Origin of the sequence: Nocardia sp. NPDC019323, from assembly GCF_044389845.1 — a bacterium.
Lineage (GTDB): Bacteria > Actinomycetota > Actinomycetes > Mycobacteriales > Mycobacteriaceae > Nocardia > Nocardia implantans.
In genome coordinates this window covers 45,058-68,991 of record NZ_JBIRYN010000007.1, presented here as the reverse complement: position 1 = coordinate 68,991, position 23,934 = coordinate 45,058, and the positions used below count along the sequence as shown (strand labels likewise).

The 23,934-nt window shown below is 69.3% G+C and carries 16 protein-coding genes and 1 pseudogene; 5 read left to right on the top strand and 12 right to left on the bottom strand.

Translation table 11 applies throughout. The annotated features are described in order from the left end of the window. Positions 1 to 64 precede the first annotated feature (64 nt). From ACH49X_RS24390 to ACH49X_RS24340, 11 genes and pseudogenes are all read right to left on the bottom strand, one after another. Positions 65 to 2,776 carry a fumarate reductase/succinate dehydrogenase flavoprotein subunit gene (locus ACH49X_RS24390; RefSeq protein ID WP_357206292.1) on the bottom strand — a complete coding sequence of 904 codons (2,712 nt, stop codon included), beginning with the start codon at positions 2,774 to 2,776 and terminating at the stop codon, positions 65 to 67. After that, the gene (locus ACH49X_RS24385; RefSeq protein ID WP_357206290.1) at positions 2,773 to 3,513 is read right to left on the bottom strand and encodes an ABC transporter ATP-binding protein; all 741 of its coding nucleotides are present in this window, start codon (positions 3,511 to 3,513) and stop codon (positions 2,773 to 2,775) included. Before ACH49X_RS24385 ends, ACH49X_RS24390 begins: the two co-directional genes overlap by 4 nt. Further along, on the bottom strand, positions 3,510 to 4,370 hold the full coding sequence (locus tag ACH49X_RS24380) for an ABC transporter permease (protein WP_195081728.1): 861 nt from the start codon (positions 4,368 to 4,370) through the stop codon (positions 3,510 to 3,512). The genes ACH49X_RS24385 and ACH49X_RS24380 overlap by 4 nt, the downstream gene beginning before the upstream one ends. Next, positions 4,367 to 5,794, bottom strand: coding sequence for an ABC transporter substrate-binding protein (locus tag ACH49X_RS24375; protein WP_357206288.1), 1,428 nt, complete (start codon positions 5,792 to 5,794; stop codon positions 4,367 to 4,369). The genes ACH49X_RS24380 and ACH49X_RS24375 overlap by 4 nt, the downstream gene beginning before the upstream one ends. A gap of 12 nt (positions 5,795 to 5,806) precedes the next feature. Further along, positions 5,807 to 6,034, bottom strand: coding sequence for a ferredoxin family protein (locus ACH49X_RS24370; RefSeq protein WP_039797742.1), 228 nt, complete (start codon positions 6,032 to 6,034; stop codon positions 5,807 to 5,809). After that, entirely contained in the window at positions 6,035 to 6,790 is a 756-nt protein-coding gene (locus tag ACH49X_RS24365; protein ID WP_357206286.1) for a GntR family transcriptional regulator, read from the bottom strand. Between the two features lie 236 nt (positions 6,791 to 7,026). Continuing rightward, positions 7,027 to 7,851 (bottom strand): annotated as a pseudogene (locus ACH49X_RS24360) (1-aminocyclopropane-1-carboxylate deaminase/D-cysteine desulfhydrase); the annotation flags it as partial. Positions 7,852 to 7,863: 12 nt separating this feature from the next. Continuing rightward, on the bottom strand, positions 7,864 to 8,022 hold the full coding sequence (locus ACH49X_RS24355) for a hypothetical protein (protein ID WP_357206284.1): 159 nt from the start codon (positions 8,020 to 8,022) through the stop codon (positions 7,864 to 7,866). After that, on the bottom strand, positions 8,019 to 8,630 hold the full coding sequence (locus ACH49X_RS24350) for a QsdR family transcriptional regulator (protein WP_323124323.1): 612 nt from the start codon (positions 8,628 to 8,630) through the stop codon (positions 8,019 to 8,021). Before ACH49X_RS24350 ends, ACH49X_RS24355 begins: the two co-directional genes overlap by 4 nt. Before the next feature lie 46 nt (positions 8,631 to 8,676). After that, on the bottom strand, positions 8,677 to 10,470 hold the full coding sequence (locus ACH49X_RS24345) for an acyl-CoA dehydrogenase (RefSeq protein WP_357206282.1): 1,794 nt from the start codon (positions 10,468 to 10,470) through the stop codon (positions 8,677 to 8,679). Between the two features lie 720 nt (positions 10,471 to 11,190). Next, on the bottom strand, positions 11,191 to 14,196 hold the full coding sequence (locus tag ACH49X_RS24340) for an AAA family ATPase (protein WP_357206280.1): 3,006 nt from the start codon (positions 14,194 to 14,196) through the stop codon (positions 11,191 to 11,193). 265 nt (positions 14,197 to 14,461) lie between these two features. On the opposite strand from ACH49X_RS24340, the gene ACH49X_RS24335 reads away from it, so the two are divergent. Beyond that, the gene (locus tag ACH49X_RS24335; RefSeq protein ID WP_357206279.1) at positions 14,462 to 15,607 is read left to right on the top strand and encodes an epoxide hydrolase family protein; all 1,146 of its coding nucleotides are present in this window, start codon (positions 14,462 to 14,464) and stop codon (positions 15,605 to 15,607) included. 30 nt (positions 15,608 to 15,637) lie between these two features. Here the strand turns inward: ACH49X_RS24335 and ACH49X_RS24330 are convergent, their stop codons facing one another. After that, positions 15,638 to 20,530, bottom strand: coding sequence for a CHAT domain-containing protein (locus tag ACH49X_RS24330; protein ID WP_357206277.1), 4,893 nt, complete (start codon positions 20,528 to 20,530; stop codon positions 15,638 to 15,640). A gap of 149 nt (positions 20,531 to 20,679) precedes the next feature. Here ACH49X_RS24330 and ACH49X_RS24325 point away from each other — a divergent pair, with 149 nt between their 5' ends. The 4 genes from ACH49X_RS24325 to ACH49X_RS24310 all read left to right on the top strand — a co-directional run bounded on the left by ACH49X_RS24325 (position 20,680) and on the right by ACH49X_RS24310 (position 23,932). Then, a complete protein-coding gene (locus ACH49X_RS24325; RefSeq protein WP_357206275.1) occupies positions 20,680 to 20,865 on the top strand; it encodes a hypothetical protein in 186 nt (61 codons plus the stop codon). Continuing rightward, on the top strand, positions 20,862 to 21,605 hold the full coding sequence (locus ACH49X_RS24320) for a hypothetical protein (RefSeq protein ID WP_357206273.1): 744 nt from the start codon (positions 20,862 to 20,864) through the stop codon (positions 21,603 to 21,605). The genes ACH49X_RS24325 and ACH49X_RS24320 overlap by 4 nt, the downstream gene beginning before the upstream one ends. 704 nt (positions 21,606 to 22,309) lie before the next feature. Continuing rightward, on the top strand, positions 22,310 to 23,128 hold the full coding sequence (locus ACH49X_RS24315) for a hypothetical protein (protein WP_357206272.1): 819 nt from the start codon (positions 22,310 to 22,312) through the stop codon (positions 23,126 to 23,128). A gap of 36 nt (positions 23,129 to 23,164) precedes the next feature. Beyond that, entirely contained in the window at positions 23,165 to 23,932 is a 768-nt protein-coding gene (locus ACH49X_RS24310; protein ID WP_357206270.1) for a VWA domain-containing protein, read from the top strand. Positions 23,933 to 23,934 lie beyond the last annotated feature (2 nt).

The window sequence follows — 23,934 nt, the reverse complement described above, 5'->3', positions numbered from 1 at the left end:
ACGAGTCGGCAACGGTCGAGCCGCTAATCTAATCAGCGATTCGAGCTGCGGCAACCATGTCACGCTAGGCCGTGGGCTGGGTGGCCAGCGCCCGCCGGGCATACGCGCGCACGTCGGCGTCGGTGTCGTCGATCGCGGCGCGCAGCGCGTCGTGCGCCGCGGGCAGGTCCGGCCACGCCGACAACGACAGCACCGCCGCCTTGCGGACGTCGAGATGCGGATCGCCCAGTGCCGCGGCCAGGATCGGCACCGCGAGGTCGGGGTCGGCGCCCGCGAGCCCGCGCGCCGCGCCGACCCGGATCTGCCAGGCCGAGTGGCGCAGGGCGGTTGCCAGCGCGGTGATGTCGGTGGGCTCGGCGCCCAGTTGTGCGAACGCGGTCAGCGCCGCGGCGCGGACCAGCGGGTCCTGGTCATCGGCGAGGCGACGGATCACCTCGGCTCCGCCGTCGCCGATGGCGGCCAGGCCTTGGGCGACCGCGATCCGCACTTCCCGGTTGCCGTCGGCGGCCAGCGTGGCGACGCCGTCGCGATCGTTCAGCGAGACCAGCGCGCGGACCGCCTCGATGCGCACGCGATGGTCCTCGTCCGCCAGCGCGGCGCGGTAGTGCGCGGGCTCGCCCGCACGCAGGGCGCGCAACAGGTCGATCACCGTGGACCGCACCACGGGATCGGAGGAACCGAGCCGGTCGGAAAGCCGCGCCGCCGAGGGCAGGACCTCGACGAGCTCGCGCAGGCTGGCGGCGGCGGCGCGCCGCACCGATGCCGCCGCGTCGTCGAGCGCGTCACCCAAGGCGGTCGCGAAGCCTTCCGGCGTGTGCTCGGTCAGCACCGAGATCGCCGCGGCCCGCACGCCCGCGTCGGGATCCGTCAGATAGGTGGACAGTTGCGCCACGGTGGGTTCGTCGAGCGCGAGCAGCGCGACGATGCGGGGTGACGGGGGAGAGGCAGGCTGCGACGGCGTACCGGAAGCGGTGCGATCGCGATCAGCGTCGCCGCCGGTGTGCGGCGCACGGCCGACGACTTGGTGCGGCTGGTGCACCGGCACGGCCTCGACATCGGCCGAGGGCAGGTCGTCGAGTCCTGGCACCGGAACCAGGTACGGCGCCACCGGCCGCTTCAGGAACGCCATGGTTCCGTCGGGGTTCTTGCGCAGGTTGAGGTGGTATCGCCATCCGACATCGTCGCGTTCGGGTAGGTCGGCGCGCTCGTGGTAGAGGCCCCAACGGGATTCGGTCCTGGTCAGTGAGCTGCGGGCGGCCATCTCGGCGCAGTCGCGGATGAACGACACCTCCACCGCGCGCATCAGCTCGTGCGGGGTGCGCGCGCCGATGCCGTCGACCTCCGCGCGCATCCGGTCGAAGGTCTCCACCGCGATGGCCAGCTTGGTCGCCGTCTTGGGCGGCGCGACATAGTCGTTGACGAAGCGCCGCAGCTTGTATTCGACCTGCGGTTGCGGCGGCCCGTCCGGCTGGCGCAGCGGCCGGTAGATCAGCTCGTGGGCGGCGGCCAGCTGGTCCTCGGGCAGTTCGGCGGGCGCGGCGACCTCGCCCAGGGTGGACGCGGCGTGCGCGCCGGCCAGATCGCCGAAGACGAATGCGCCGATCATGTAGTTGTGCGGCACGCACGCCAGATCGCCTGCCGCGTACAAGCCGGGCACCGTGGTGCGCGCGTGCTCGTCGACCCACACGCCGGAGGCGGAATGCCCACTGCACAACCCGATTTCGGAGATGTGCATCTCGATGTCGTGGGTGCGGTAGTCGTGGCCGCGGTTGGCGTGGAAGGTGCCGCGGGTGGGGCGCTCGGTGGTGTGCAGGATGCCTTCGAGCGTGCTCAGCGTCTCGTCGGGCAGGTGCGACACCTTGAGGTAGATGGGGCCGCGCGCGGACTCGACCTCCCGCTTGACCTCCGCCATCATCTGGCCCGACCAGTAGTCGGAGTCGACGAAGCGTTCGCCTTCGGCGTTGACCTGGTAGCCGCCGAACGGATTGGCGACGTAGGCGCAGGCCGGACCGTTGTAATCCTTGATCAGCGGGTTGATCTGGAAGCATTCGATGCCGCTGAGTTCGGCTCCGGCGTGGTAGGCCATCGAGTAGCCGTCGCCCGCGTTCGTCGGGTTCTCGTAGGTGCCGTACAGGTATCCGCTGGCGGGCAACCCGAGCCTGCCGCACGGCCCGGTGGCCAGGATGACGGCCTTAGCGGCGACGGCCACGAATTCGCCGGTGCGGGTGTGCAGGGCGGCGGCGCCGACGGCGCGTCCGTTGTCGGTGAGCACGCGCACCGGCATGAGCCGGTTCTCGATGCGGATCTTCTCGCGCATCTTGCGCTGGCGCAGCACCCGGTACAGCGCCTTCTTGACGTCCTTGCCCTCCGGCATCGGCAGCACGTACGAGCCCGACCGGTGCACCCGGCGCACCGCGTACTCGCCGTACTCGTCCTTCTCGAACTTCACGCCGTAGCGTTCCAGCCGCTGCACCATGGCGAAGCCGCGCGTGGCGGTCTGGTAGACGGTGCGCTGATTCACGATCCCGTCGTTGGCGCGGGTGATCTCGGCGACGTAGTCCTCCGGTTCGGCCTTGCCCGGGATGACGGCGTTGTTCACGCCGTCCATACCCATGGCAAGCGCACCGGAGTGGCGCACGTGCGCCTTCTCCAGCAGCAGCACGTTCGCGCCCTGCTCGGCGGCGGTGAGCGCGGCCATCGTGCCCGCCGTGCCGCCGCCGATGACGAGCACGTCGCAGTCCAGCCGAATCCGTTCCGACAGCGGCGGTATGTTCACAGTTTCTCCAGGATCTCGGCCTTCGTCGCGGCCCGGTCGATCGCTTCGCGCGGACTCGGCACCGGCACCAGCGCCCGCAACGTGCCGCCGCCGAGCACGGTGATGCGGTCGCCGAGCAGCAGGGCCTCGTCGAGGTCGTGGGTGACGAAGACGATGGTGGTCGGATGGGCGCGCCAGGTCTGGATCAGCAGGCGCTGCATGGTTTCTCTGGTCTGGGTGTCCAGGGCGCCGAACGGCTCGTCCATCAGCACGGCGCGCGGCGCGGCGGCCAGGCTGCGCGCGAGCTGGACGCGCTGGCGCATGCCGCCCGACAGGTCGCGCGGCAGATAGTCGGCGTAGCCGGTGAGCCCGACCTCGTCCACCCAGTGCAGTGCGGTGGAGCGCCGCTGGGCCCGGGGTGTGCCGCGCAGGCGCAGCGCGAGTTCGATGTTCTGCCGCACGGTGCGCCACGGCAGCAGCGCGTCGTCCTGGAACACCAGGGCGCGGTCGGCCGCCGGTCCGGTGACGTGGTCGCCGTCGGCCAGGATCACTCCGCCCTCGGGGGCGCGCAGTCCGGCGATCGCTCGCAGCAACGTGGACTTGCCGCATCCTGATTTACCCACTACGACGAGGATTTCGCCCGGCGCGATCGCCAGGTCCAATCCGTCGAGCACGGGTTCGCCGCTATAGGCGATGCGAACACCGCTGAGGCTCAACGCCATTCCGGTCGACGCCGGCGCGTCGATCACTGTGGTCATGCTTCGACCTCCCTGGGCAGCCAGCGGGTGATGCGGCGGCCGGCCAGTTCGACCAGCCCCGATGTCGCGAAACCGAGGACGCCGATGGTGATCATGCCGACGAACACCGCCGGGTAGTCCACGATGGTGTAGGCCTGCCAGGTGCGGTAGCCGACACCGAGACGTCCGGAGATCATCTCCGCGGAGATGAGGCAGATCCACGCCACGCCGACGCCGACGGACAGGCCGCTGAAGACGCCCGGCAGGATGCCGGGGAACACCACGCGGGTGAGCACGTCCAGCCGGGACGCGCCCAGCGTGCGGATCGCGTCCTCCCAGATCGTCGGCAGCGCCCGCACCGCGTGCCTGGTGCTGACCAGCACCGGGAACAGCGACGCGGTGAAGGTGATGAACACGATGCCCGATTCGTCGCTGGGGAACAGCAGGATCGCGACCGGCACCAAGGCGATGGCCGGGATCGGGCGAACCAGTTCGGCCAGCGGGCCGAAGGTGTCGGCGAGCAGCCGCGACCGGCCCAGTCCGATACCCGCGATCACGCCGATGACCGCGGCCAGCCCGAAGCCGGTGACGATCCGGATCAGCGACTGCGCGATGTCCAGGTAGTACTGGTCGGAGCGCAACTGCGTGCCGAATTCGGCGACGATCTCGGTGACCGTCGGCAGGGTGTCGAACCGCAGGCCCGCCGCCCGCACGTTGTTGACCGTGAGCAGCTGCCACAGTCCGACCGCGGCGGCGACCGAGCCCACCCGCAGCAGGCGCGAGCGCCAAGCCGACCGCGACGCGGGGGCGGCGTCCGATCCGGCCGCGGCGGGTTCGGCCGCGGCCCGCACCGCCGGTGCGGCGAGTTCGCTGGTCATCCGCGTACTTCCGTGACGGCCTGGTCGTAGCCGACCGGCGTGGCGGACGGGTGCGCCTGCCGGTAGCGCTGCGCGGCGGCGGCGGTGGTGAAGGGCAGGTAGGCAGCGCCGTCGCGCAGCCAGATCGACTTGTCGGCGAACCAGCGGGTGCCGAGTTCGGTATCGGGGACGTACGCGGCGCGGATCGTCCGGCCCTGCGCTTTCGCGGCCTGGACCGCGCGCAGCAGGCAGGTCGGGTCGGCGGCAGGTTGCGGCGTCGCCGCGCCGTCCACCCACAGTTCGCCGGCCGACGCGGGGTTTTCCGCCGCTTTGCCGCAGACCGGATCGGTGCCGGTCACCCGGGTCGGGTTGGCGGTGGCGGCCAGGTCGCGGTCGTAGTCGCCGCGTCCGGTCTGCGCGTACGCCTTGCGCAGCGGCCCGTCGTCGACGAACCGATCGATGTCGAGGTCGGCGAAGTCGCCGATCGACTTCAGGTAGGCCACATCGCCTTTGAGCGCGTCGATCAGGCTCGGCTTCAGCGTGGTGTCGAAACTCGTTCCGCCGGGACCGTTGTAGAGATACACCACTTCCTGCGGCAGCCCGGACCCGTCGGCGACGATCTTCGCGGCCTCGAACGGCTTCTGCTGCAAAAACTGTGTGGCATCCAGTTGCGCGGCCAGGAACGCCTGCAGGACCTCGGGGTGATCGGCGGCGTACGCGCGCCGCGCCACCACGCCGTGGAAGGTCGGCACGCCGAGTTCGGCGCCGTCGTAGAGCAGCTTGGCCTTGTTCTGGAAGACCACCAGACCGGGCCACGCGACGAACTGCGACAGCGCGCCCACCTGGCGGGATTCCAGCGCGGTCGCCCCGACCTGCGGTTGCTGGTTGAGCACCTCCACGCCCCTGGCCGGGTCGATTCCCGCCCGCGACAGCGCCTGCACCAGGGTGCCGTGCCCGGCCGAGCCGACGCTGGCCGAGATCTTCTGCCCCGCCAGATCGGCGATGCCGGTGGCCGCGGAGTCGTTCGGCACCACGACCATGTTCAGCGCGCCCTTGGGGTTGTACCCGGTGACCGACACCAGTTCGGTGCGCGCGCGCTCGTTGACCTGGGTGCGGGAGCCGTTGATCAGCAGCGGGTAGTCACCCATGGAGCCGATGTCGATCTTCTCGGCCACCATCTGCGCGGTGATCGGCGCGCCGGTGTCGTAGTCCTGCCATTCGATCTGGTACTTCGCTCCGCCGTTGTCGGTGATCTTCTGCAGCCGCTGTTCCAGGTAGCCCTGCGCGCGCAGCAAGGTGCCCGCGGTGACGGTGTTGATGGTCTTGGACTGGTAGCCGACGACCACCTTGACGGTGCCCGCTGGCGCGTCGTCGGACTGCTCCAGCGAGCACCCGGTCAACGCGAGCGCGGCGGCGAGCAGGACAGGGGCGAGTTTCACTTTCATCGGTCTTCCAGATCAGCGGAGCAGGTAGGGCATGTTGACGGTGACGGCGCCGGTGGGGCAGCGGGCCGCGCAGGGACCGCAGTACCAGCACTCGTCCACGTGCATGAAGGCCTTGCCGTTCTCGGGGTTGATGGCCAGCGAGTCGAGGGGGCAGATCTCGACGCACAGCGTGCAGCCCTGGATGCACAGCGACTCGTCGATGGTGACGGGGATGTCGGCGCGCTGGTTGACGAGTGCCATCTAGAGGACCTTCCATTCGGGGGTGCTGCGGGTGAGGCTGCCGCGCATGGTGATGCGGTCGCCGCGCATGCGGATGTACTCCAGGTCGACCGGGCGGCCGTCGTCGAGCCGGGTCAGTCGTTCCAGCATCAGCAGCGGCGCGCCGCCGGGGATGTCGAGGGTGGATGCGGTGTGCGGGTCGGCGGGCACCGCCTCCAGGGCCAGGTCGGCCGAGCCGAGCGAGTGGCCGCTGATGCGTTCCAGCAGCACGAAGACGTCGGTGTGCTCGAGGTCGTGGCCGAGGATTTCGGTGCCGATGTCGGGCACGAGGTAGGTGAGGTCGAGACTCAGCGGCAGGTCCGCCAGGTAGCGCAGCCGTTCCAGGTAGACCACCGGCTCGCCCGGCGCGAGACCGAGCCTGCGGGCTACGGCGGGCGGTGCGGCGACGTGCATCGCCGCGCGCACCTCGTTGCGCACGGTGCCGTGGCCCTTGAAGGTCTCCTGCAACCCCAGCAGCGCGTCGAGCCCGTGGTCGTACTTGCGGGTGGCCACCCGGGTGCCCACCTTGGGGGCCCGGTCGATCAAGCCTTCGTCCTTCAACAGCGCCAGCGCGTCGCGGACGGTGTTGCGCGAGGCGCCGTACTCGGCGGCGAGTTCCTGCTCGCTCGGCAGCGTGTTCTCGAACGCGCCCGCGTGCAGCTGGTGACGCAAGATGTCGGCCACCCGCCGCGCCTGATCGGCGCGCAACTGCCGCACCGGCGTGGGTTCCGCTGCCACCGCCTCCGCCTTTCTGTCGCTGACCTGCACGAATAGCGACGATAGTGCGGTTGTGGCCGCGCGGTTCCCCGCGTCGCCGCCGGAAGAAATCAGGGGATGTTATTGCGCCGGGTGCCCCGCGTCCCGACCTGGCGATATGCCCTGCGCTCCGGCCATTACGCCATGTCGGGTGCCGTCGGCCGAATTCCGATCACAGCGATTCGAAAGCAGGGTCGCGCGGGCCGGGGCGTGCGGATCTACGGTCGCGGGCCGTACGTATTGAGGAACAGCACCGGTCCGGCCCCGAACAGGCCCGCGTGGTCGAGAGCTCGCAACGCGGCGAGCGCTTTGGCCGTGTAGACGGCCTCCAGGCGCAGTCCGGCCTGTTCGGCGCGCTGGGCGGCATCCAGCGCGGCGGGCGTGGGGTGGCCGTAGCCGGGGCCGAGCCATTCGGCGGTCATCGTGACGTCCTCCGGTCGGAGCCCGGTCGGCGCGAAGCGTGCTCCTCGGGCGCGGAGCAGGCGCTCGGTCCGCCCGGCGAGCCGGACGATGCGCTTCGCGTCGAGAGGTAGCGTGTCGTTGACGACGACTCCGACGACGCGCGTGCGCAGTCCGGCCAACCGAAGACCGAGGGCGAGGCCCGCGGCGGTGCCGCCTGATCCGACGGCGGTGACGACGTGGCCCGGCTCGGGCAGCTCACCCGCGGCGATCTGGGCCGCGAGTTCGCATGCCGTCTCGACGTAGCCCAAGGCGCCGATCGGCGACGACCCGCCCGCGGGCAGGAAGTACGGACGCCCGCCGCTCCGCATCCGGCGCAGATACAACCACGGCGCCGCGAGGATTGTGCGGGCTTTGCTGTGGGTGAAATGCAGAGTGGCGCCGGATTTCTCCAGCCGCCGCAGTTGCGCGCGCACATGGTCGTCGACCGGCTGGTCCACCAAGGCGAGTTCGGTGTCGATGCCCTGGGCGCGGCCGTACAGGGCGGTGGCGAGCCCCCAATTGGTTCCGGTGCCGCCTACCGTCAGGATGGTGCGCGCCCCGCGCCGCCGTGCCTCCGGCAGCAGCCATTCCAGCTTGCGGACCTTGTTGCCACCTCAGCCGCCGTCGCCGTAGCCGCTTTCGTCCTTGCACCACAGCTGGGCCGCGGTGCCGAGGTCGCAGCGGCGGACGGGCGTCGGAGCGGTGCCGAGGCGCACGAACGGCAAGGTGTCGGCCAGCTGCGGGAAACGCTCGTGCAGCAGCGGCCCGCTCATGGCGTGATCGCGTCGGGGATGCCCAACAGCGCCGCCTGCACCTCGTGCAGCCGGTCGACGTCGCCGCGAATGCCCGCGACGTTGTCGTTGTACAGGAACGCCTCGCCGAGCCGGACCAGCGCGTAGGCCAGCAGCGCCGGTTCCAGCGGCGGATCGTATCCGTCCTCTTCGGCGGCGCGCGCGATCAGCTCCCGGACGGTGCCGACGACCAGCGGCTGGACCGGCCCGTCGCTCGCGGTGAGGATGCGCAGGCCCGACAGCGGCTCGTTCTCGAAGTAGCGCCGGAACGGTTCGTTGTCGGTCATCCAGCGGTTGACCCGGTACAGCACGTCCAGGATGCGCCGGGCTCCGGTGGAGCGTCGGCGGGCGTCGGCGCGGGTGAGCAGTGCTTCGAACTCCCCGGCCAGCACGGCACCGAGCACTCCGTCGCGGGAGCCGAACCAGCGGTAGACCGAGGCGCGGCTGAGTCCGAGCTGTCCGGCGATCGCCTGGATGTCCACGCGTTCTCCGGCCAGAAACGCCCGGCGGGCGTGCTCGATGACCTGTTCCCTGGTCGCGGAGGCCGGGCGGCCGGGAGGTCGGGTGGTCCGCTGACTGGAATCGATCACCGCGGAATGGTACATCTTCTAGAACATGTATCGAAACGCGGCGTCGTCAGAACCAGGCGTCGCGCATCTGCAAGGTGGTGGTGTCCAGGCTGGCGAGCAGATCCAACGCCGGTGCGGTCTTGGGCAATTCGAAACGATAGAAGAACCGGGCCGCGTGCCGCTTGCCATCATAGAAATCACCGGGCCGATCCGCGGCGGCGAGGAACTGTTCCAGCCAGATCCAGGCCAGCACGGTGTGCCCGAACGCTTCCAGATACACCGAGCTGTTGGCCAGCGCTGCTTCGATGTCGCCGGAGGCGAACAGCCCCGCGGTCACCTCGATCAGCCGCCGCCACACCGGGTCCAGCCGAGTGGCGAGTTCGGCCGCCTCGCCGCCCGCGGCGCGCGCGGCCGCGATGGTCGCGTCCACCCGGGACCCGAGGGCGAGCAGGCTGGCGCCGCCCTGCTGGGTCACCTTGCGTCCCAGCAGGTCCAGGCCCTGGATGCCGTGCGTGCCCTCGTGGATCGGGTTGAGCCGGTTGTCCCGGTAGTGCTGCTCGACGTTGTACTCGCGGGTGTATCCGTAGCCGCCGAGCACCTGGATGGCGAGGCTGTTGGCCTCCAGGCACCACTGCGAGGGCCAGCTCTTGGCGATCGGGGTCAGGATGTCCAGCAGCAGGGTGATCGCGCGGCGGTCTTCGTCGGATTCCGCGGTGCGCTGCTCGTCGACCAGCCGCGCGCAGTAGAGCACCAGCGCCAGCGCGCCTTCGGCGTAGGACTTCTGGGCCAGCAGCATCCGTTTGACGTCGGCGTGCTCGATGATCGGGCGCTGCGGCGCGGACGGGTCGGCGGGGAGCTTGGCCCGGCCCTGGGTGCGCGTGCGGGCGTAGTCGAGCGACTCCAGATATCCGGTGTAGCCGAGGGCGGTGGCGACCAAGCCGACGCCGATGCGCGCCTCGTTCATCATGTGGAACATATAGGTCAGTCCGCGATGCGCCTCGCCGACCAGGTAGCCGACCGCGCCGGGCGCGCCACCCGGCGTCCAGCGGCCCTCGCCGAAATTCAGCACGGTGTTGACCGTGCCGCGGAAACCCATCTTGTGGTTGAGCCCGGCCAGCGCGACGTCGTTGCGCTCCCCGATCGCGCCGTCGTCGCCGACCAGGAACCGGGGCACCACGAACAGCGAGATGCCCTTGGTGCCCGCGGGGCCGCCCGGAATCTTGGCCAGCACCAGATGCACGATGTTCTCGCCGAGTTCGTGATCGCCGCCGGAGATCCACATTTTGGTGCCGAACAGGCGATACGTGCCGTCGTCGTGCGGCTCGGCCCGGGTGACGATGTCGGCGAGCGAGGAACCGGCCTGCGGCTCCGACAGGCACATGGTGCCGAAGAAGCGGCCCGCGAGCATGGGCTTGACGAACTTCTCGACGTGTTCGGGGCCGTGGGCGATGAGGAGATTGGCGTTGGCCACGGTGAGGAACGGGTAGCCCGCGGTGCCCGGGTTGGCCGCCTGGAACCAGGCGTAGCTCGCCTGCGCCACGGTCGCGGGCAGCTGGGCGCCGCCGAGTTCGTAATCCATCGCGGCCGAGGGCAATCCGGCCTTGGCGAAGGCGGCGAGCGCCTGGCCGACTTCCGGGATGATGGTCACGCGCTCGCCGTCGAAGGTGGGTTCGTTGGCGTCGTTGAGCTTGTTGTGCGGCGCGAAGTACTTGGTGGCCAGCTGCTCGCTCAGCTCGAGCACGGCGTCGAAGGTCTCCCGCGAGTGCTCGGCGTACCGCTCGCGTTTGGTGAGCGCCTCCACGTCCAGCCACTCGTAGAGCAGGAACTCGAGATCGCGCCGGGACAGCAAGGTCGACCGCATCAGCCAGTCCTTTCGAGACATGTTCGACGTACTGTATCTTACGGGCCGGTCGCCGGGCACGGGACCGGTAGTCCGCGCCGAATGCGTATCCGTGCCCAACGCTGTACCGGCTGGCGGCGACGTGCTCCCGGGCACGCCCGCCGGGTCGTTCGGCCCCACTTCGCCCGTCGCCCGTCGCCCGTCGCCCGTCGCCCGTCGCCCGTCGCCCGTCGCCCGTCGCTGCCGGTCGCCGTCGCCGTCGCCGTCGCCGCGAGCTGCCGGTCGCCGACGGTCGCGGGTCGCCCGCCGCTCGCTGTCCGCCGCCCAGCCCGCTCCGCCGCTCGCCATGCGCGGCTTGCCGCCCACCGCTCGCCGTGCGCACCCGGCCGCCCGTCCCCCGGCTGGCTTACCGCCCAACTCCCGCCGCCCGGCTGCTTACCGCCCAAGGTCCGTCGTCCGCTGTCCGACGCTCGGCCGTCCGCCATGCGCAGCCCGCCATGCGCCGCTTGCCGCCTGACGTCCGCTGTCCGAAGCCCGGCCGCTCGCCCTCCCCGCTCGCCGTCCGCTCATCGCCAACCGCCGCTCGCCGTCCGCTCATCGCCAACCGCCGCTCGCCGTCCGGCCGCGCTCGCCGCTCAGTGGCGTCGGCTCATGCGCGGAGGCAGGCAGTTGCCGCAGAGGAGGTGCCTCCGCGATCGCTTCAGGCGGGCCCACACAGTTCGCCGGGGATCGCGGTGGTCGTCATTCGGCGACGAGCAATCCGCGTTCTCGCGCGATCGCGGCCGCCTCGGTTCTGCTGGACGCCCCGAGCTTGGTGAGGATCCGCGAGACGTGCACACCCGCGGTGTTGGCGCTGATGAACAACTCGGCCGCGATCTGCCGGTTGCTCGCGCCCGTGGCCACCAGGCGTAGGACGTCGAGTTCACGCGGGGTCAGGCCCGAGGTACTCGCCGACCGGGCCGGGGCGGACGGGTTCCCGGCTTCGGCGAGGTCGATGCCGGCGCGGTCGGCCAGCTGTCTGGCTTGCTCGGCGAGGGGCGCCGCCGCCAACTCGTCCGCCAGCCCGAGGGCCGACCGCAGTGCGCCGCGGGCCGCCGCGCGATCACCCGCGGCCAATTCCGCGCGGCCGGTTTCGAGCAGGCTGCGCGCCAGCTCGTACGGCCGCCCCAGGGCTCGCCAGGAGGAAGCCGCCGCGGCCCAGTCGGCGGGACGGCCGCTGCGCACCGCGTGGCAGGAAGCCCGGTACGCGGCGTCGACCGCGGTGGTCACCGGCAGCTTCGCGACAGCGGAGCCGAGAACCATGGGCGCGCAACGTGTCCGCGCGATGGCATCGGCCAGTGCCCACGCCTCGTGCGGGTGCGCGACCAGATCGTCCGCGGTCAGCGTCGCGGCACCGATCTCGGCGGCGCGCTGCGGATTGCCCGCCGCGTGCGCTATCTCGGTCTGCACGGTGTGCAGCTGGATCTGATATTGCCTGGCCCAGCGCCGATTCCCGAGCAAGGGTTGCGCGGTCGCAGCGCTCGCCGCCGCGGCCTGGTCGTCCCCACGCGCGAGCATGATCCGCGCGTGGCACAGCAGCAGCGCGGCGGTGCTCAACGGGGGCAACTGCTCGGTGAGCGATTCGTCGATCAGATCCAGCGCCTCGTTCCAGCGCCCCAGCGCTGTGAGCGCCTGCGCCCACTTGACCAGCAGGATCGGCGCGGCCTCGGCGAATCGGTAACTCTCGTGCGCGGCGCGCAACCCCTGCTGGATCGCCGTGATGGCCGCCTCGTCGGCGCCTGCCGAGACCAGCAGCGCCGTCTGCCACAGCACGACGGTCAGTAAGGTGCCCGGATCTCCCGCGGCCTCAGCGGCGGCATGCGCCCGCTCGAAATGGGTCATGGCGACGTCGGGACGGTTCGCGGTGGCCAGCCCGAGATAGGCGTGGGCACGCGCGGCCAGCGCGGCGGCGCTCCGGTCCTCGCGAAGGTCGTTCGTATGCCGCCGGTGCCTCGTCGCGGACGCGGCGTCGGCACCGGCCGTGTCTTCTGCTGCGACGCCCCCGGCCGGGTGCGTTGCGACCGCGCCCGGCGTGCGGAGCGCGATTGCCGACACCGACGAGGTGCCGCCGGCGGTCGGGCCACCACGTAACCGTTCGGCCACTTCGACAGCGGCCCGCGCAGCGTTCTCGGCCACGGCGGCGCCGCTGAACACCCGCGCCGCGGCGAGTTCGGCGAGGATTTCACCGCGCAGCAGGGTCGGCTGGTCCGAAGGAAGATATGCCAGCGCCGCGAGCAGATCGTCTTCGCCGCCGCCGCTGCTCTGATTGCGCAGTCCGGCGCGGTAGTAGTGCAGGCACGCGGCACGCTCCGGGTCGGCCCCCGCATCGATGGTGGCCAGCGCCTCGTCGGCCGCTGCGATGCCGCGCTCGATGACGCCGCCGCGATGACACGCGGCCACGACCGCTGCCAAGACGTCGAGCCGATCGGCGTCCACCCGTCGCGCCGCTTCCGGTACGCGATCCCACAAATCGAGCACCCGGTCCAGGTGGCGCACCTGATCGCGGTGCGCGCTCACCCTTTCCGCCTCCGCCGCGGCGTCCCACGCGGCTTCGAATGCCAGCAGCAGGTCTCCGGCGGCATACGCGTGGTAGGCCAGTTCGGCGGCCGGGCATCGGTCCGCGCCCGGCTTCCTTCGCCGGGTAGCCAGGGCTTGGGAAAGTCTGCTGTGCAGTGCTTTTCGCTCCGCCGGTAGGAGGTCTCCGTAGACGGCGTCGCGGATGAGAACGTGCCGGAACTGGTAGCCCGTGTCGGTGGAAACCAGGAGCCGCTGGTCGACCAGCTGACGCAGTGCTGTGGCGAGCGCGCCCTCAGGGAGGTCGGAGGCGGCCGTCAGCAGGGTGTGCCGGACCGGCGACCCGGCCACCGCCGCGAGCCGCAGCACCGACGCGGTCTGATCGGGCAGGTCGGACAGGTGATCGAGCAACAGCTCCGACAGCTCGGCGGGCGTGTCCTCCGGTGCGGGATCGAGTGCCTCGACGTACAGCGGGATTCCCCTGCTGCGCTCGAAGATCCGCCCGATGGTCCCTGGCTCGGGCTCCCTGCCGCGCAGCGCGGCCAATTGCCTGCCGACCTCGTGCCTGGTCAGCGGTGCTGGATGCAGCAAGCGGACACTCGGGTCTCGGCGCAGGCTCGCGATCAGCTTGCGCAACGGCTCGGAATCGGCAGGCCGGTGGGTGCCGACCAAGAACAGATCGCCTTCGGCGACGTTGGCCACCAGGAAGGCGAGCAATTCCAGGCTGGCGTCGTCGGCCCAGTGCAAGTCTTCCAGCACCACCACCAGCGGTTTGGTCATCGAGAACTGTTCCAGCACGGTCAGGATCTCACCGAACAACCGGATCCTGTCGGTGTCGGCCTCCGCCGCGCCCGACCGCGCCGCCAGTTCCGGAAGCCAGCGCGCCAGCGCCGGTCGCACCGGGAGCAGCGTCGCGAGCGCCTCCACACCCTGGCCACGCAGCAGTGTGCGCATGACCGCGACGAACGGCGTGAACGGCACCCCTTTCGCGCCGAATTCCGGGCACCTTCCGTATGCCACTACCGTACGAGCCCCGAGCCGCGTCCGGAACTCCGCGACCAACCGCGACTTGCCGATACCCGCCTCACCCCCGACCAGCACGGTATGCACCGCCGGGTCCCGATAGGCATCCTGCAACGCCGCGAGCTCAGCGGCCCGCCCCACAAACGCGCCGCACACCGGAAGGCTGACCACGGCGCGATCATGCCCGCACCGCGCGCTCGACGCCAGTTCGCGAGTGGCACACCATCGAGAGGTCTTCTCGGCCGATGCCGCAGTGGTGTGCCACTCGCGAACTCGGGACCGGGGGCGGCCTCGGCCCCGACCAGCGCGCCGCCGGGTTCGTGGCCGATAGTGGTATGGCCTGGATTCGGCGTTACTCGTCGGTGGGCTGGGCGAGTGCGGAAATAGTGATTTCTCGTGATTCGGCGGCGACCTCGTTACGCGAAGTATCAATGGCATGACGAACACCGAGATCCGCCCCTTCCGCATCGACATTCCGCAGGCCGACCTGGACGAGCTTCGGCTGCGGCTGGCGCGTACCCGCTGGATCGACGAACTGCCCGACGCCGGCTGGGAGCGCGGTGTGCCGACGGCGTACCTGAAGGAGCTGGCCGGGTACTGGGCCGAGAAATTCGACTGGCGTGCGGCCGAGGCGGAGCTGAACGCCTACCCGCAGTTCACCACCACTATCGACGGCCAGAACGTGCACTTCCTGCACGTGCGTTCACCCCGGGAGGACGCCACCCCGTTGTTGTTGCTGCACGGCTGGCCCAGTTCGGTGGCCGACTTCCGCGACGTGATCGGTCCGCTCACCGACCCGGACTCGGACGCGCCCGCATTCCACTTGGTCATCCCGTCGCTGCCCGGTCACGGCTTCTCCGGCCCGCTCACCGAGCGAGGCTGGAACGACGGCCGGATCGCGGCGGCGCTCGCCGAACTCATGGCTCGCCTCGGCTACGACCGCTACGGCGTGCAGGGCGGCGACCACGGCGCGTTCATCGCTCCGACCCTGGCGCGGATCGACACCGACCACGTCCTCGGCGTACACGTCAACGCGCTGGTCACCTTCCCGACCGGCGACCCCGCCGACATGGCCGCCCTAACCGACGCGGAAAAGGCGCGACTCGCCGCGATGAAGAAATTCCAGGACGACGGCTCGGCCTACATGAACCTGCAAGGTTCTCGCCCAGACACCATCGCCCAGTTGCTCGCCGACTCCCCGGCCGGGCTGCTCGGCTGGATCGTCGAGAAATACCGCGAGTGGACCGACAGCGCCCACGACCTGCCCGAACAAGCCGTCGACATCGACCGCCTACTCACCACCGTGAGCATCTACTGGTTCACCGACACCGCCCGCAGTGTCGCGAACCTGTACTACGAACGCTTCCACGACGCCGCCATGTTCGCCCCGAAACCGAAGGGCACCGTACCCACCGGCGTCGCGGTCTTCAAGGACGGCGACTACGCCATTCGCCGCTTCGCCGAAGGCACCCACAACATCACCCACTGGTCGGAGTTCTACTCCGGCGGGCATTTCCCGGCGCTCGAGGTACCAGAGCTGCTGATCGGCGATATCCGCGAGTTCTTCCGGTCACTCGGCTGATCGACCGGGGGCGGTCACGGACCGCCCCCTTCACGCCTCCGGAGCGGCTCGGTCTCGCTGCTCCCACCAGGGCGTCCGCGTCTCGGTCGCGATCCGTTGGTAGGTGTCCGCACCGACGGTGCGGCGCACGATGCCCAGGAACTGCTCGTCCGGTAGCAGGCCACGGACGCTGCTCATCATGGTCATGTCGCCGCCGTACTCATCGATATCCGTGGCCAGGACCTCGACCAGCTCCGGATATCTTTCCTGTCCCAGCAGCAACCGCACCAATGTGGTGCGGGCGAAATGTCGTTCCAGCTCGTGGGCGGGGGAGGAACCGTCGTTCAGCGAAAGCGATGCGAGCAGCCAACTCTCCGCCGATTCCTTCGCCTCGCGCTCCAGTGCGTGGCCACCGAGTGTGCGATAGCACACCGCCTGCTCGAACGGCGAAGAGCATTCCTGCGCCGCCCGCGCCAATCCCTCGCTCCACGCCCACGATTCGTCCACTTCGGCATACCAGTCGGACGCTTCCGCAAGCGCGTCCACCAATCTGAGCGTCGTGGGATAGTCGCCCCCCTGTGCGTTGACCAGGAAGGCCCGGGTCCCCGCCTCCACCGCGAGGCCGGGTTGCTCCGCCTCGGCGGCGAGATTCGCGAGGGCGGTGGCGGTTTCCACGGCCGCGCCCCAGTGCTCGCGTGCCGATGCGTCTTCGTGTGCCCGCAGCACATGGTCCCAGGCGTTCGGCAGATCGCCTTCCGCCTGCAGGACGCGGCCGACCAGGATATCGACTCGGTAAGGCGCGTCCAGCCTGCGCAGACGACGATTGCGCAGATCCTCGAGGAGCGCACGGGCGTCGGGCACCCGATCGTCCGCCAGCGCGCGAGTGATCTCATGCTCCACCGCGTCGACCACGAGATCGCCCTCGCCGACGACACGAGCGAGATTCTGCATGCGTTGCGCGCGTTCGGTCCGGTCCGAGCTGGTCAGCTCGAGTTCTTCGGAGAAGGTGAGGGTGAACTGCAGCACCAGGCTCGCGAGCGCGTGCGCTTGGATGCTCTCGAAGATCGCGCGGGCCTCATCGATCCGGTCCCGCACCCGCGCGAGACCCTCGGTCGTTTCGGCCTCGTCGGCCATCTCGAGGGCGGTGAAGAACAGCAACATCCCGCGTGCGGGCAGGTTCCCGGTCCGGTCCACGATGTCGGACAACGCGTGCAGCGTGGAGAGGAAAGCATCACGGTCGTCACCTTCGATCGCGTTGATCGCCATGAACCGCAGGATCTCGGCTTCGAACAGCGGGCTCCCGCCCGTCGAGGCGAGCAGGTCGAGCGCGGTCTGCAGGACCCGGGCCGCCTCGTAGGTGTCGCCCCGGAGGTTGAGTTCCACCGCCGCGACGAAACGCTTGACCGCCTCCACCGTCGGGTGGGCCGCGCTGTTGCCGTACAGCTCGGCGCGGGCAACCCATTCCGCGGCGGGAACCTCGTCCGCTTCGGCGAGCGACTGCATCGCCAAGGACAGGCAGACGAACGCGCACAAGGTGTCGTTGCCGATCGACTCAGCCATCTCCAGCGCGCGGCGGTACCATCCGGTGGCTCCGCGGAGGTCGCCTCGCTGCTTCGTCAGGTCTCCGAGCAGTAGTAGGCTTCGAGTCTCGGTCAGACCGTCACCCGTTCTCGCTGCCTGCAACCGCGCCCGGCGCAACGTCTCTTCGGCGGAATCGATCTTCCCGCCGACCAGCTCGATACTCCCGGTGAGATAGGTTGCGGCCGCGACATAGAACGGCATCTGGAAATCGCCTGCCAGCTGCGTCGCACGCCGGGCGGCCCGTTCGGCCTCGGCCATCTCGCCTCGCGTCAGATGCACGGCGCCCAGCTGGAGCACCGCCATGAGTTCGGCTTCGGTCCCGATGAGCTCGAGCAATGCCGTCGGATCCGGTGCCGGACTCGAGCTGGAACGAGTGCCGTAGGCGACCATCTGGGCTAGCGCCTGCACATGCCGCAACTCCGATGCCGACCTGCGTGAGGTATCCGCGCGCCCGGCCAGCTCCAGCGCCTGACCCGCCAACCGCAGGACACCGTCGAGATCACCCGCCTCCCCGGCCAGCGTGCTGGCCAGCGCGAATCCGTAGGCATGCAGGACGAGATCCTGTTCGTGCCCGGTCTCGGCGAGGCATTGCTCGATCAGCGCGATCGCCGCCGCGTGGTCGCCTGCGCGCTGGAGGTAGGCGGCGACGACCAGGGAGCAGATCGCCACCAGAAACGGATCGCCGGTGTCCCGCGCCGCCTCGATCGCGCGGCGCCCTTCGGCGACGGCTTCTCGCGGCCTTCGCAAGAGGGCGTACGCGCTGCTGGAAGACAGCAGCGCGCCGGATCGTTCCGACGCGGAAGTGCTCGGACGACGAATCACGTCCCTCGTCAGCAGAATCACCTTCTCGGCGGCCTCCGGGGTTCCCGCATTGAACAACGCGAGGACGAGTTCGTCCGTCACCTTGACCGCCGCATCCGGTCCCGCGCCGCACAGGAGGTGGTAGTGGATCTCATCGACGCAGGTCGCGTCGGACCACTCGACGTCGTCCTCGCCCAGGCGCTGCTCTTCCCGCCACCGCCAATAGTTCGCCGCACGAAGGTGCGCGTGCTGGATTCCCCGTGTACTCGTCTCCGTCAGAAAGGCCTTCACCGCTTGCGGCACCGAATACATCCGGTTGTCACCGTCAGGATCGAAACCGCAGTAGACCAAGCTCCAGCTCAACGCCGTTCGTAGCGCGTGTTCGCGCTGCCGATCCGATTGCGCTGCCCGAGACCTCCTACCGGAGTCCGGCTGCGGCATCGTGACCGGATGCGTGTAGGTCCGGTCGAGTGCGAGAAGAGCGTCGTCAACCGTCTCGGGGGCATCTTGCGCGGCCTGCCACTTCAGCCCGACCCGGTCCACCGGTCTCCGGTACACCGTGAGACCGTGCACCAATCGGCCGACCGGGTCGTCCGCGGTCCAGCGGGCCGCGACCCGGTCGAGTTCACTGTCCACAGCGACCTGCCGGAGCGCCTGATCCACCGCGTCGTCGACGGACACGTCGGAACCGGTGAGGAGTTCTTCGATTCGCTGGAGGGCTCCCGGGTGCCCACCCACCCAGTCGATGGACGCGCGGTTGCGCGGGTTGCGCGCCATCACCTCGGTGACGGCGGGCAGTCCGACGATCAGTTTGGCCGTCTCGGCGTTCGACAGCGGGCCGAGGAACCGCTGGTGTAACCACGCGAGGGAGCCTGCGGCCGTGGACAACGCCTTGCGGCTCGTGATGATCAGTCCGGCATTGCCGCCACAGCTCGTCCAATGCTCGACGAATTCCGACGTTTCGGTGTCCAAGCGGAACTGCGCGTTCTCGTCCTCGGTCGAGTTCGCGTCGAAAGCGTCGAGCACCAACATGATCCGCCTGCGGGACAGGACTTTGGATTGCATCTGCCGGAGCCGTTTGCGCCAACCGTCGGTCGGGTCGTCGTCGCGGGCGCATGAGACGAAGGCTTCCCGGTGCGGTCCGCTGCACAACTGCCCCCAGATAGAGTCGAGGATCCGGTCGGGGGAGTGATGATCGGTCACCCAGGCGACGTCGCCTGCGTCGGCGCCGAGCAGGCGAACGGTCTCTCGGGTGAGTGCTGTCTTGCCGATCCCGCTCAAGCCGGACAAGACGACCCAGGGGTGCCGCGAGGTCGCTATGTCCACCAGGCCACGGAGTTCCGCACGGCGGCCGACGAAGTCATGGCGACCGACCACGGCGCCGCGTCGGGTGTGCGCCGCTTCGGCAGGCAGACTTCGGCGTGGCCCGCTCCTGCCAGGTGGCGCGAAGACCGTCGGGATGACCCACTCGGCGGCCAGCGATGCCTGCGCGGGGTCTTCGGCGCATCGCCGCGCGAGTTCGGATCGCGTTCGGCAGAACGTGTGCACTGGGTCGCCGGTGGGGTCCGCCGCCACCGCGCGGTAGAACTGGTGCGCCAGCGCGGTGGAGAAGCGATCGGACACCTCGTCGGTCATTGCTACGGCGCCCGGCGCGCCGTGTGCCACCAAAGAGGCCGCCAGCGCGCCCGCCGACTCCGCGGTGTCCGCGCCACCGGCGCGCGCGGCACGTCCGGTATGGCATGCCGACAGCATCAGGAAGGGCATCGCGCGGTCCTCCGGCAGAATGCGGGCGATCACGCCCTCGGCATCGATCAGGTCGTCGTCGCCGGTGGCGGTCTCCAGACACAGATACCCGGGAATACCGTGCGAAGAGATGTGCAAAATGTCGGTGGGGCGCTCGGCCAATGCCGCGCGGATCGCGTCGGCGGTCCCCCAGTTGAGGATCTCGACGTCGACCGCTCCGGAGTCGATCGCAGGCGACAGTGCGGCGAGTACATGCTCCAGCTCGACTTCGTAGTTCAGCAGGGACCCCCGCCCGTTCTCCGGTGAGGCGATGGCCACCACGATGCGAAAGCGGCTCGGCGCGTGGGCATTCGACGCCTGCGTGTCCGTCGTCGCGGGAAGGGTGCGCGGCACACCGCGATACACGAAGACGTCCGGGCACAACCCCAGGGGCTCACGCGGCGTCTGCCGCTCGGCGGTGTCCGGCACGACGATGGCTTCCCACGGAAGATGGCCGAGCCGGGCCGATTCCGTCTCGATCGACAGATGGAATTCGTGACCGCGCATCGCCGCCGCGGTGAGCGCCACTCCGGCCTGCCCGTCCAGGAACGACTCACCCAGCGCGTTGCCGACCTCACGGATCAGGCCGGGCCGGACCGAGTGCAGGGCGCGTTGCTCGGTCAATTCCGCCACCAGTGCGGCGGCCTCGAGCGTCAGGCCGCCGACGCTGTGCCGGAAAGTCTCGTCACCGGTCTCGAATTCAACGTACGATTCGGCGATCCGCAGGACTGCCGCTGTCCGCGCATCGGAATTCGCCCGGCTGGTCGATTCGACCGACATCGTGTCGTACCCTCCATGGATCGCTTGCGACGAACCGCTCACCGACGACTGGTGCGGGACCGCCATGTTCTCCATCGCGATGCGTCGGCGCAATGTTTCGTCGAGCTCATTGTGTACCGCCGAGCGCGCCGCCGTGTCACAATCTCGGAGTGACCATTGATTCGCCCGACGGTCCTTCCCAGTCGGTCAGAGTTATTCGCGGACAGGTTTATTACCTGCCCGACGGTGCCGACGCGACAGTGGAATCCAACTGGATTCCCTACGGTCAGGTTCCCGATCTCGGCCCGATAGAGGTGACCAAGTCACTGGACGATGGCACCGAGCCCGCCAGATGAGCGGCGCCGACGGCGGTGCGGCCGGCGACCGGTTGCCCTCGCCACTCGAAGCGATCGCCGACATGCGTGCCGTCGCTCGATGGACCGTGGGCGCGGCCGCCGCGATCGGAGCGCTGCTCGTCGGCACGGCGCCGCTCACGGCATTGGGCAGACTGCACGGCACCTGGCACATCGTCGCGGCGATCACGGGGCTCGCCATCGCGTTACTGGCCGTCTGCTGGGCGATCTGGGTCACCAGTGACGCATTGACACCACCGGTCAGCACGCTGATGGACCTGGATGACGGCTCGATGACCCACTTGGCCGGGTTGAGCAGGCTCATCGCTCGGTCACCCGAGAACTTCTTCGGTCCGAACGGTACCCGTGTCGCGGACCTCCAGCGGCAGTCCGAACTACACCAGCGCATCGCAGGGGAGATAGCTCGTGCGATGGCCGTCGAGGACCGACCGCACGAGCGCGCCCTACTGGAGCTCGCATCGCGCGACGCCGAGGCGAACATCGCCTACTACCGGGGGCTGCGGTCCAGGCTGCTGGCGCTGATCCACGCGTGGCATGTCCGGCATCTGTTGCGCAGGGCGCGAATGCGCACCCTCATCGCTGTTCTGATCGCGGGGATCGGGGCCTGCGTGTACCTGATCGCCACCGTCGACAGCAAGCCGGCCGAACCGCCGAAACCGCGATCACTCGAGCATGTGGCCGATCGGAATCCCGCCACGGCCGTGCTGGTGTTCGGCGCGTAGACCTTTCGTTCACCGGGACAGACGAAGTCGTTCCAGGCCGTGTCGTACGAAGCCGGCCAAGAGACGGACAGTCGGACGTCTACTCGCCTGCCCGTTGTCACCCGCGCCGCTCGTTCGCGGCACCAGTACGAACAGGCGACGTCTGCGCGGTACCGCTCCGGCAGCGAACTCTTTCGTAGAAAATTGCTCGCTGCGGAAAATTCAGGCAACATCTTGCTCAGCTTTCGAGGGCGCGAGCTAAAAGTGCTCCGAGGCGCCGCTGTGCGGTAGCTAATTTGCCTGCGCGCCGCGTTGTGAAGAAACTATTCCCCTAAGGTGATAAGCCGACCAGTCGAATGTTTCGCACCGCGATATGAATTGGGCATTGCTCGGCCTATCGGGTTCTCGCGAAATTGCGGATGGTGTGCTCGAGTGGGGTACGATGAGCTCGTGCTCCTGTCGTGAAGGAGGACGCGGTCGTTCGGGGAGATCGGATCCAAAACCTACTGCCCGGGACGTTTCCCGGTTTCTTTTTCGTGCTTCGTGCCGTCGCTCGCTCGGCGCCGAGCCATTCATAGTGACGAGAATCATCGATGCAACGAATTGAACGATCACGCGCCGCGCGGGGTCCGAAAGCGCGATTGGCCCATCTGATCTGGCCGGCCGTCGCTCTCCTGCTGTCGGCACCTCTCCTGGTCGGCTGGAAAACCACTAGCGAGCACAGAGTGACAGCTCTGGTCGTGGGTCTGCGGGAGGAAGGAACCCAGCAGGGTCTCGCGGATCAGGTCCGCCAGGAGACGAACTTCTCGGGGCCGATCCTCGTGGTGGTCGAGGCACCATGTACCCCACCTCAGATCTGTTCTCCCGCTTACTATCAGTCGATCGGTTCGTGGGAGGCCGGTGACGGCGCTGTCGCGATCGACCCCAAAGGTGATCGGCTCTACTACGTGAAGGTCACCCGGCGGGACTTCGGGTGGTTGCCTGCCGTGGCCACCGCGCTTCTGCTACCGGCCGTCCTGGCACTGGTGTATTCCGTCACCGAGTGGCTGCGGGTGCGTGCTCGGCGGCAGGCCGCCGAGCGCGAAGCAGCGCTGCGAGCGGGTTGCGGGCGTGGCCCGGCTCCCCATGATCGGCCTTCGACCGCGACAGGCCCCGGCCCGCGATCGACACCATGGCCGAACGGTCGATCCCCCGTGCATCCGCCGCTCGGGCGAGCCGTGCGCACGGCGGACGTGCCTGCCGTACACGGGGTGCACTCGCCTGCCATGCGGGCGACGACAACCGCGGACCCACCCGCTCCATCGGAAGCGCCGCGCGACATCGCGGTCCACGTGGACGCGTCCGGCCTTCCAGAGCTGGCGCAACTCTTCGCCTCGGGCGACAGCCACGGCATCGCCCGCACCCATGTCGATGCCGCGGGCGGCTACGCCGAGTTCGGTGAGCTGGTCGTGTGGGTCGACAATGCCGACCCGGATTCCCGCACCGCATGTCCGGGAGACCGAGTTCGAGCAATCGCATTGCGGCACAACGGACTCGAACACTGACACAAGATTCCCTCTCTCGACGAACGAGGTTACGTCATGACCCAACCACCTGCCGGAATCGATGCTCTGCCGGTGCAGCCTGCGAAGAGCAGGATCCTGATCACCTTGGTCGTGGATACGTCGCATTCGATGAACGAGGCGAACCGCATCGGTGAACTGAATCAGGCCCTGGCGACCTGGCGCACCGAGCTGCTGAAGGACGATCACGTGCGCAGGCAGGGTGAGATCGCGTTGATCGCCTTCGGTGACGGCGGAGTCCGTGCGGTCGATCCGAGCGGCCGGACCCCTGGTGCGGCGGCCCAGCCCTATGTGCCGGTGGCCCAGTTCAACCCCGCGCCGCTGAAGGCCGGTGGCGTCACGCCGATGGTGGAGGCGTTGCAGTACGCGTTCGAACTCATGGCCGCGCGCAGACAGGAGTTGCGCCTGAGCGGGCATCCGCTCAGCAGCAGGCCGATGGTGTACATGATCACCGACGGCGTCCCCACCGACAGCGCCGGGCATCGCACCGACCGGTGGCGAGATCTCGCGCCTGCCATCCGGCAGCAGGAGAACGGCAGGCACCTTCTCTTCTTCGCCCTCGGTGTAGCCGGTGCCGATCAGGAAGTGCTGTCCGAGCTGGCGCCCGATTCCTGGCGCTATCTCGCGGATGTCAGCTTCACCGACATCCTGCGGTTCGTCTCCGCCAGCATCGAGTCCGTCGCGGGAGCGTCCCGTTCGGAGGCGGCCGAGACGGTGTACGCCCGCGCCAACGAGCAGGCGTCCAAGACGATCCGGATCGATAACTGGATCCGGAATCAAGGCTGACC

Bases quoted from the DNA above. Each gene is read 5' to 3' on its own strand.
- ACH49X_RS24370 (WP_039797742.1), bottom strand. From the start codon at position 6,034: ATGGCACTCGTCAACCAGCGCGCCGACATCCCCGTCACCATCGACGAG.
- ACH49X_RS24385 (WP_357206290.1), bottom strand. From the start codon at position 3,513: ATGACCACAGTGATCGACGCGCCGGCGTCGACCGGAATGGCGTTGAGC.
- ACH49X_RS24345 (WP_357206282.1), bottom strand. From the start codon at position 10,470: ATGCGGTCGACCTTGCTGTCCCGGCGCGATCTCGAGTTCCTGCTCTAC.
- ACH49X_RS24355 (WP_357206284.1), bottom strand. From the start codon at position 8,022: ATGAGCGGGCCGCTGCTGCACGAGCGTTTCCCGCAGCTGGCCGACACC.
- ACH49X_RS24320 (WP_357206273.1), top strand. From the start codon at position 20,862: ATGAGCGGCGCCGACGGCGGTGCGGCCGGCGACCGGTTGCCCTCGCCA.
- ACH49X_RS24335 (WP_357206279.1), top strand. From the start codon at position 14,462: ATGACGAACACCGAGATCCGCCCCTTCCGCATCGACATTCCGCAGGCC.
- ACH49X_RS24330 (WP_357206277.1), bottom strand. From the start codon at position 20,530: ATGTCGGTCGAATCGACCAGCCGGGCGAATTCCGATGCGCGGACAGCG.
- ACH49X_RS24310 (WP_357206270.1), top strand. From the start codon at position 23,165: ATGACCCAACCACCTGCCGGAATCGATGCTCTGCCGGTGCAGCCTGCG.
- ACH49X_RS24375 (WP_357206288.1), bottom strand. From the start codon at position 5,794: ATGAAAGTGAAACTCGCCCCTGTCCTGCTCGCCGCCGCGCTCGCGTTG.
- ACH49X_RS24380 (WP_195081728.1), bottom strand. From the start codon at position 4,370: ATGACCAGCGAACTCGCCGCACCGGCGGTGCGGGCCGCGGCCGAACCC.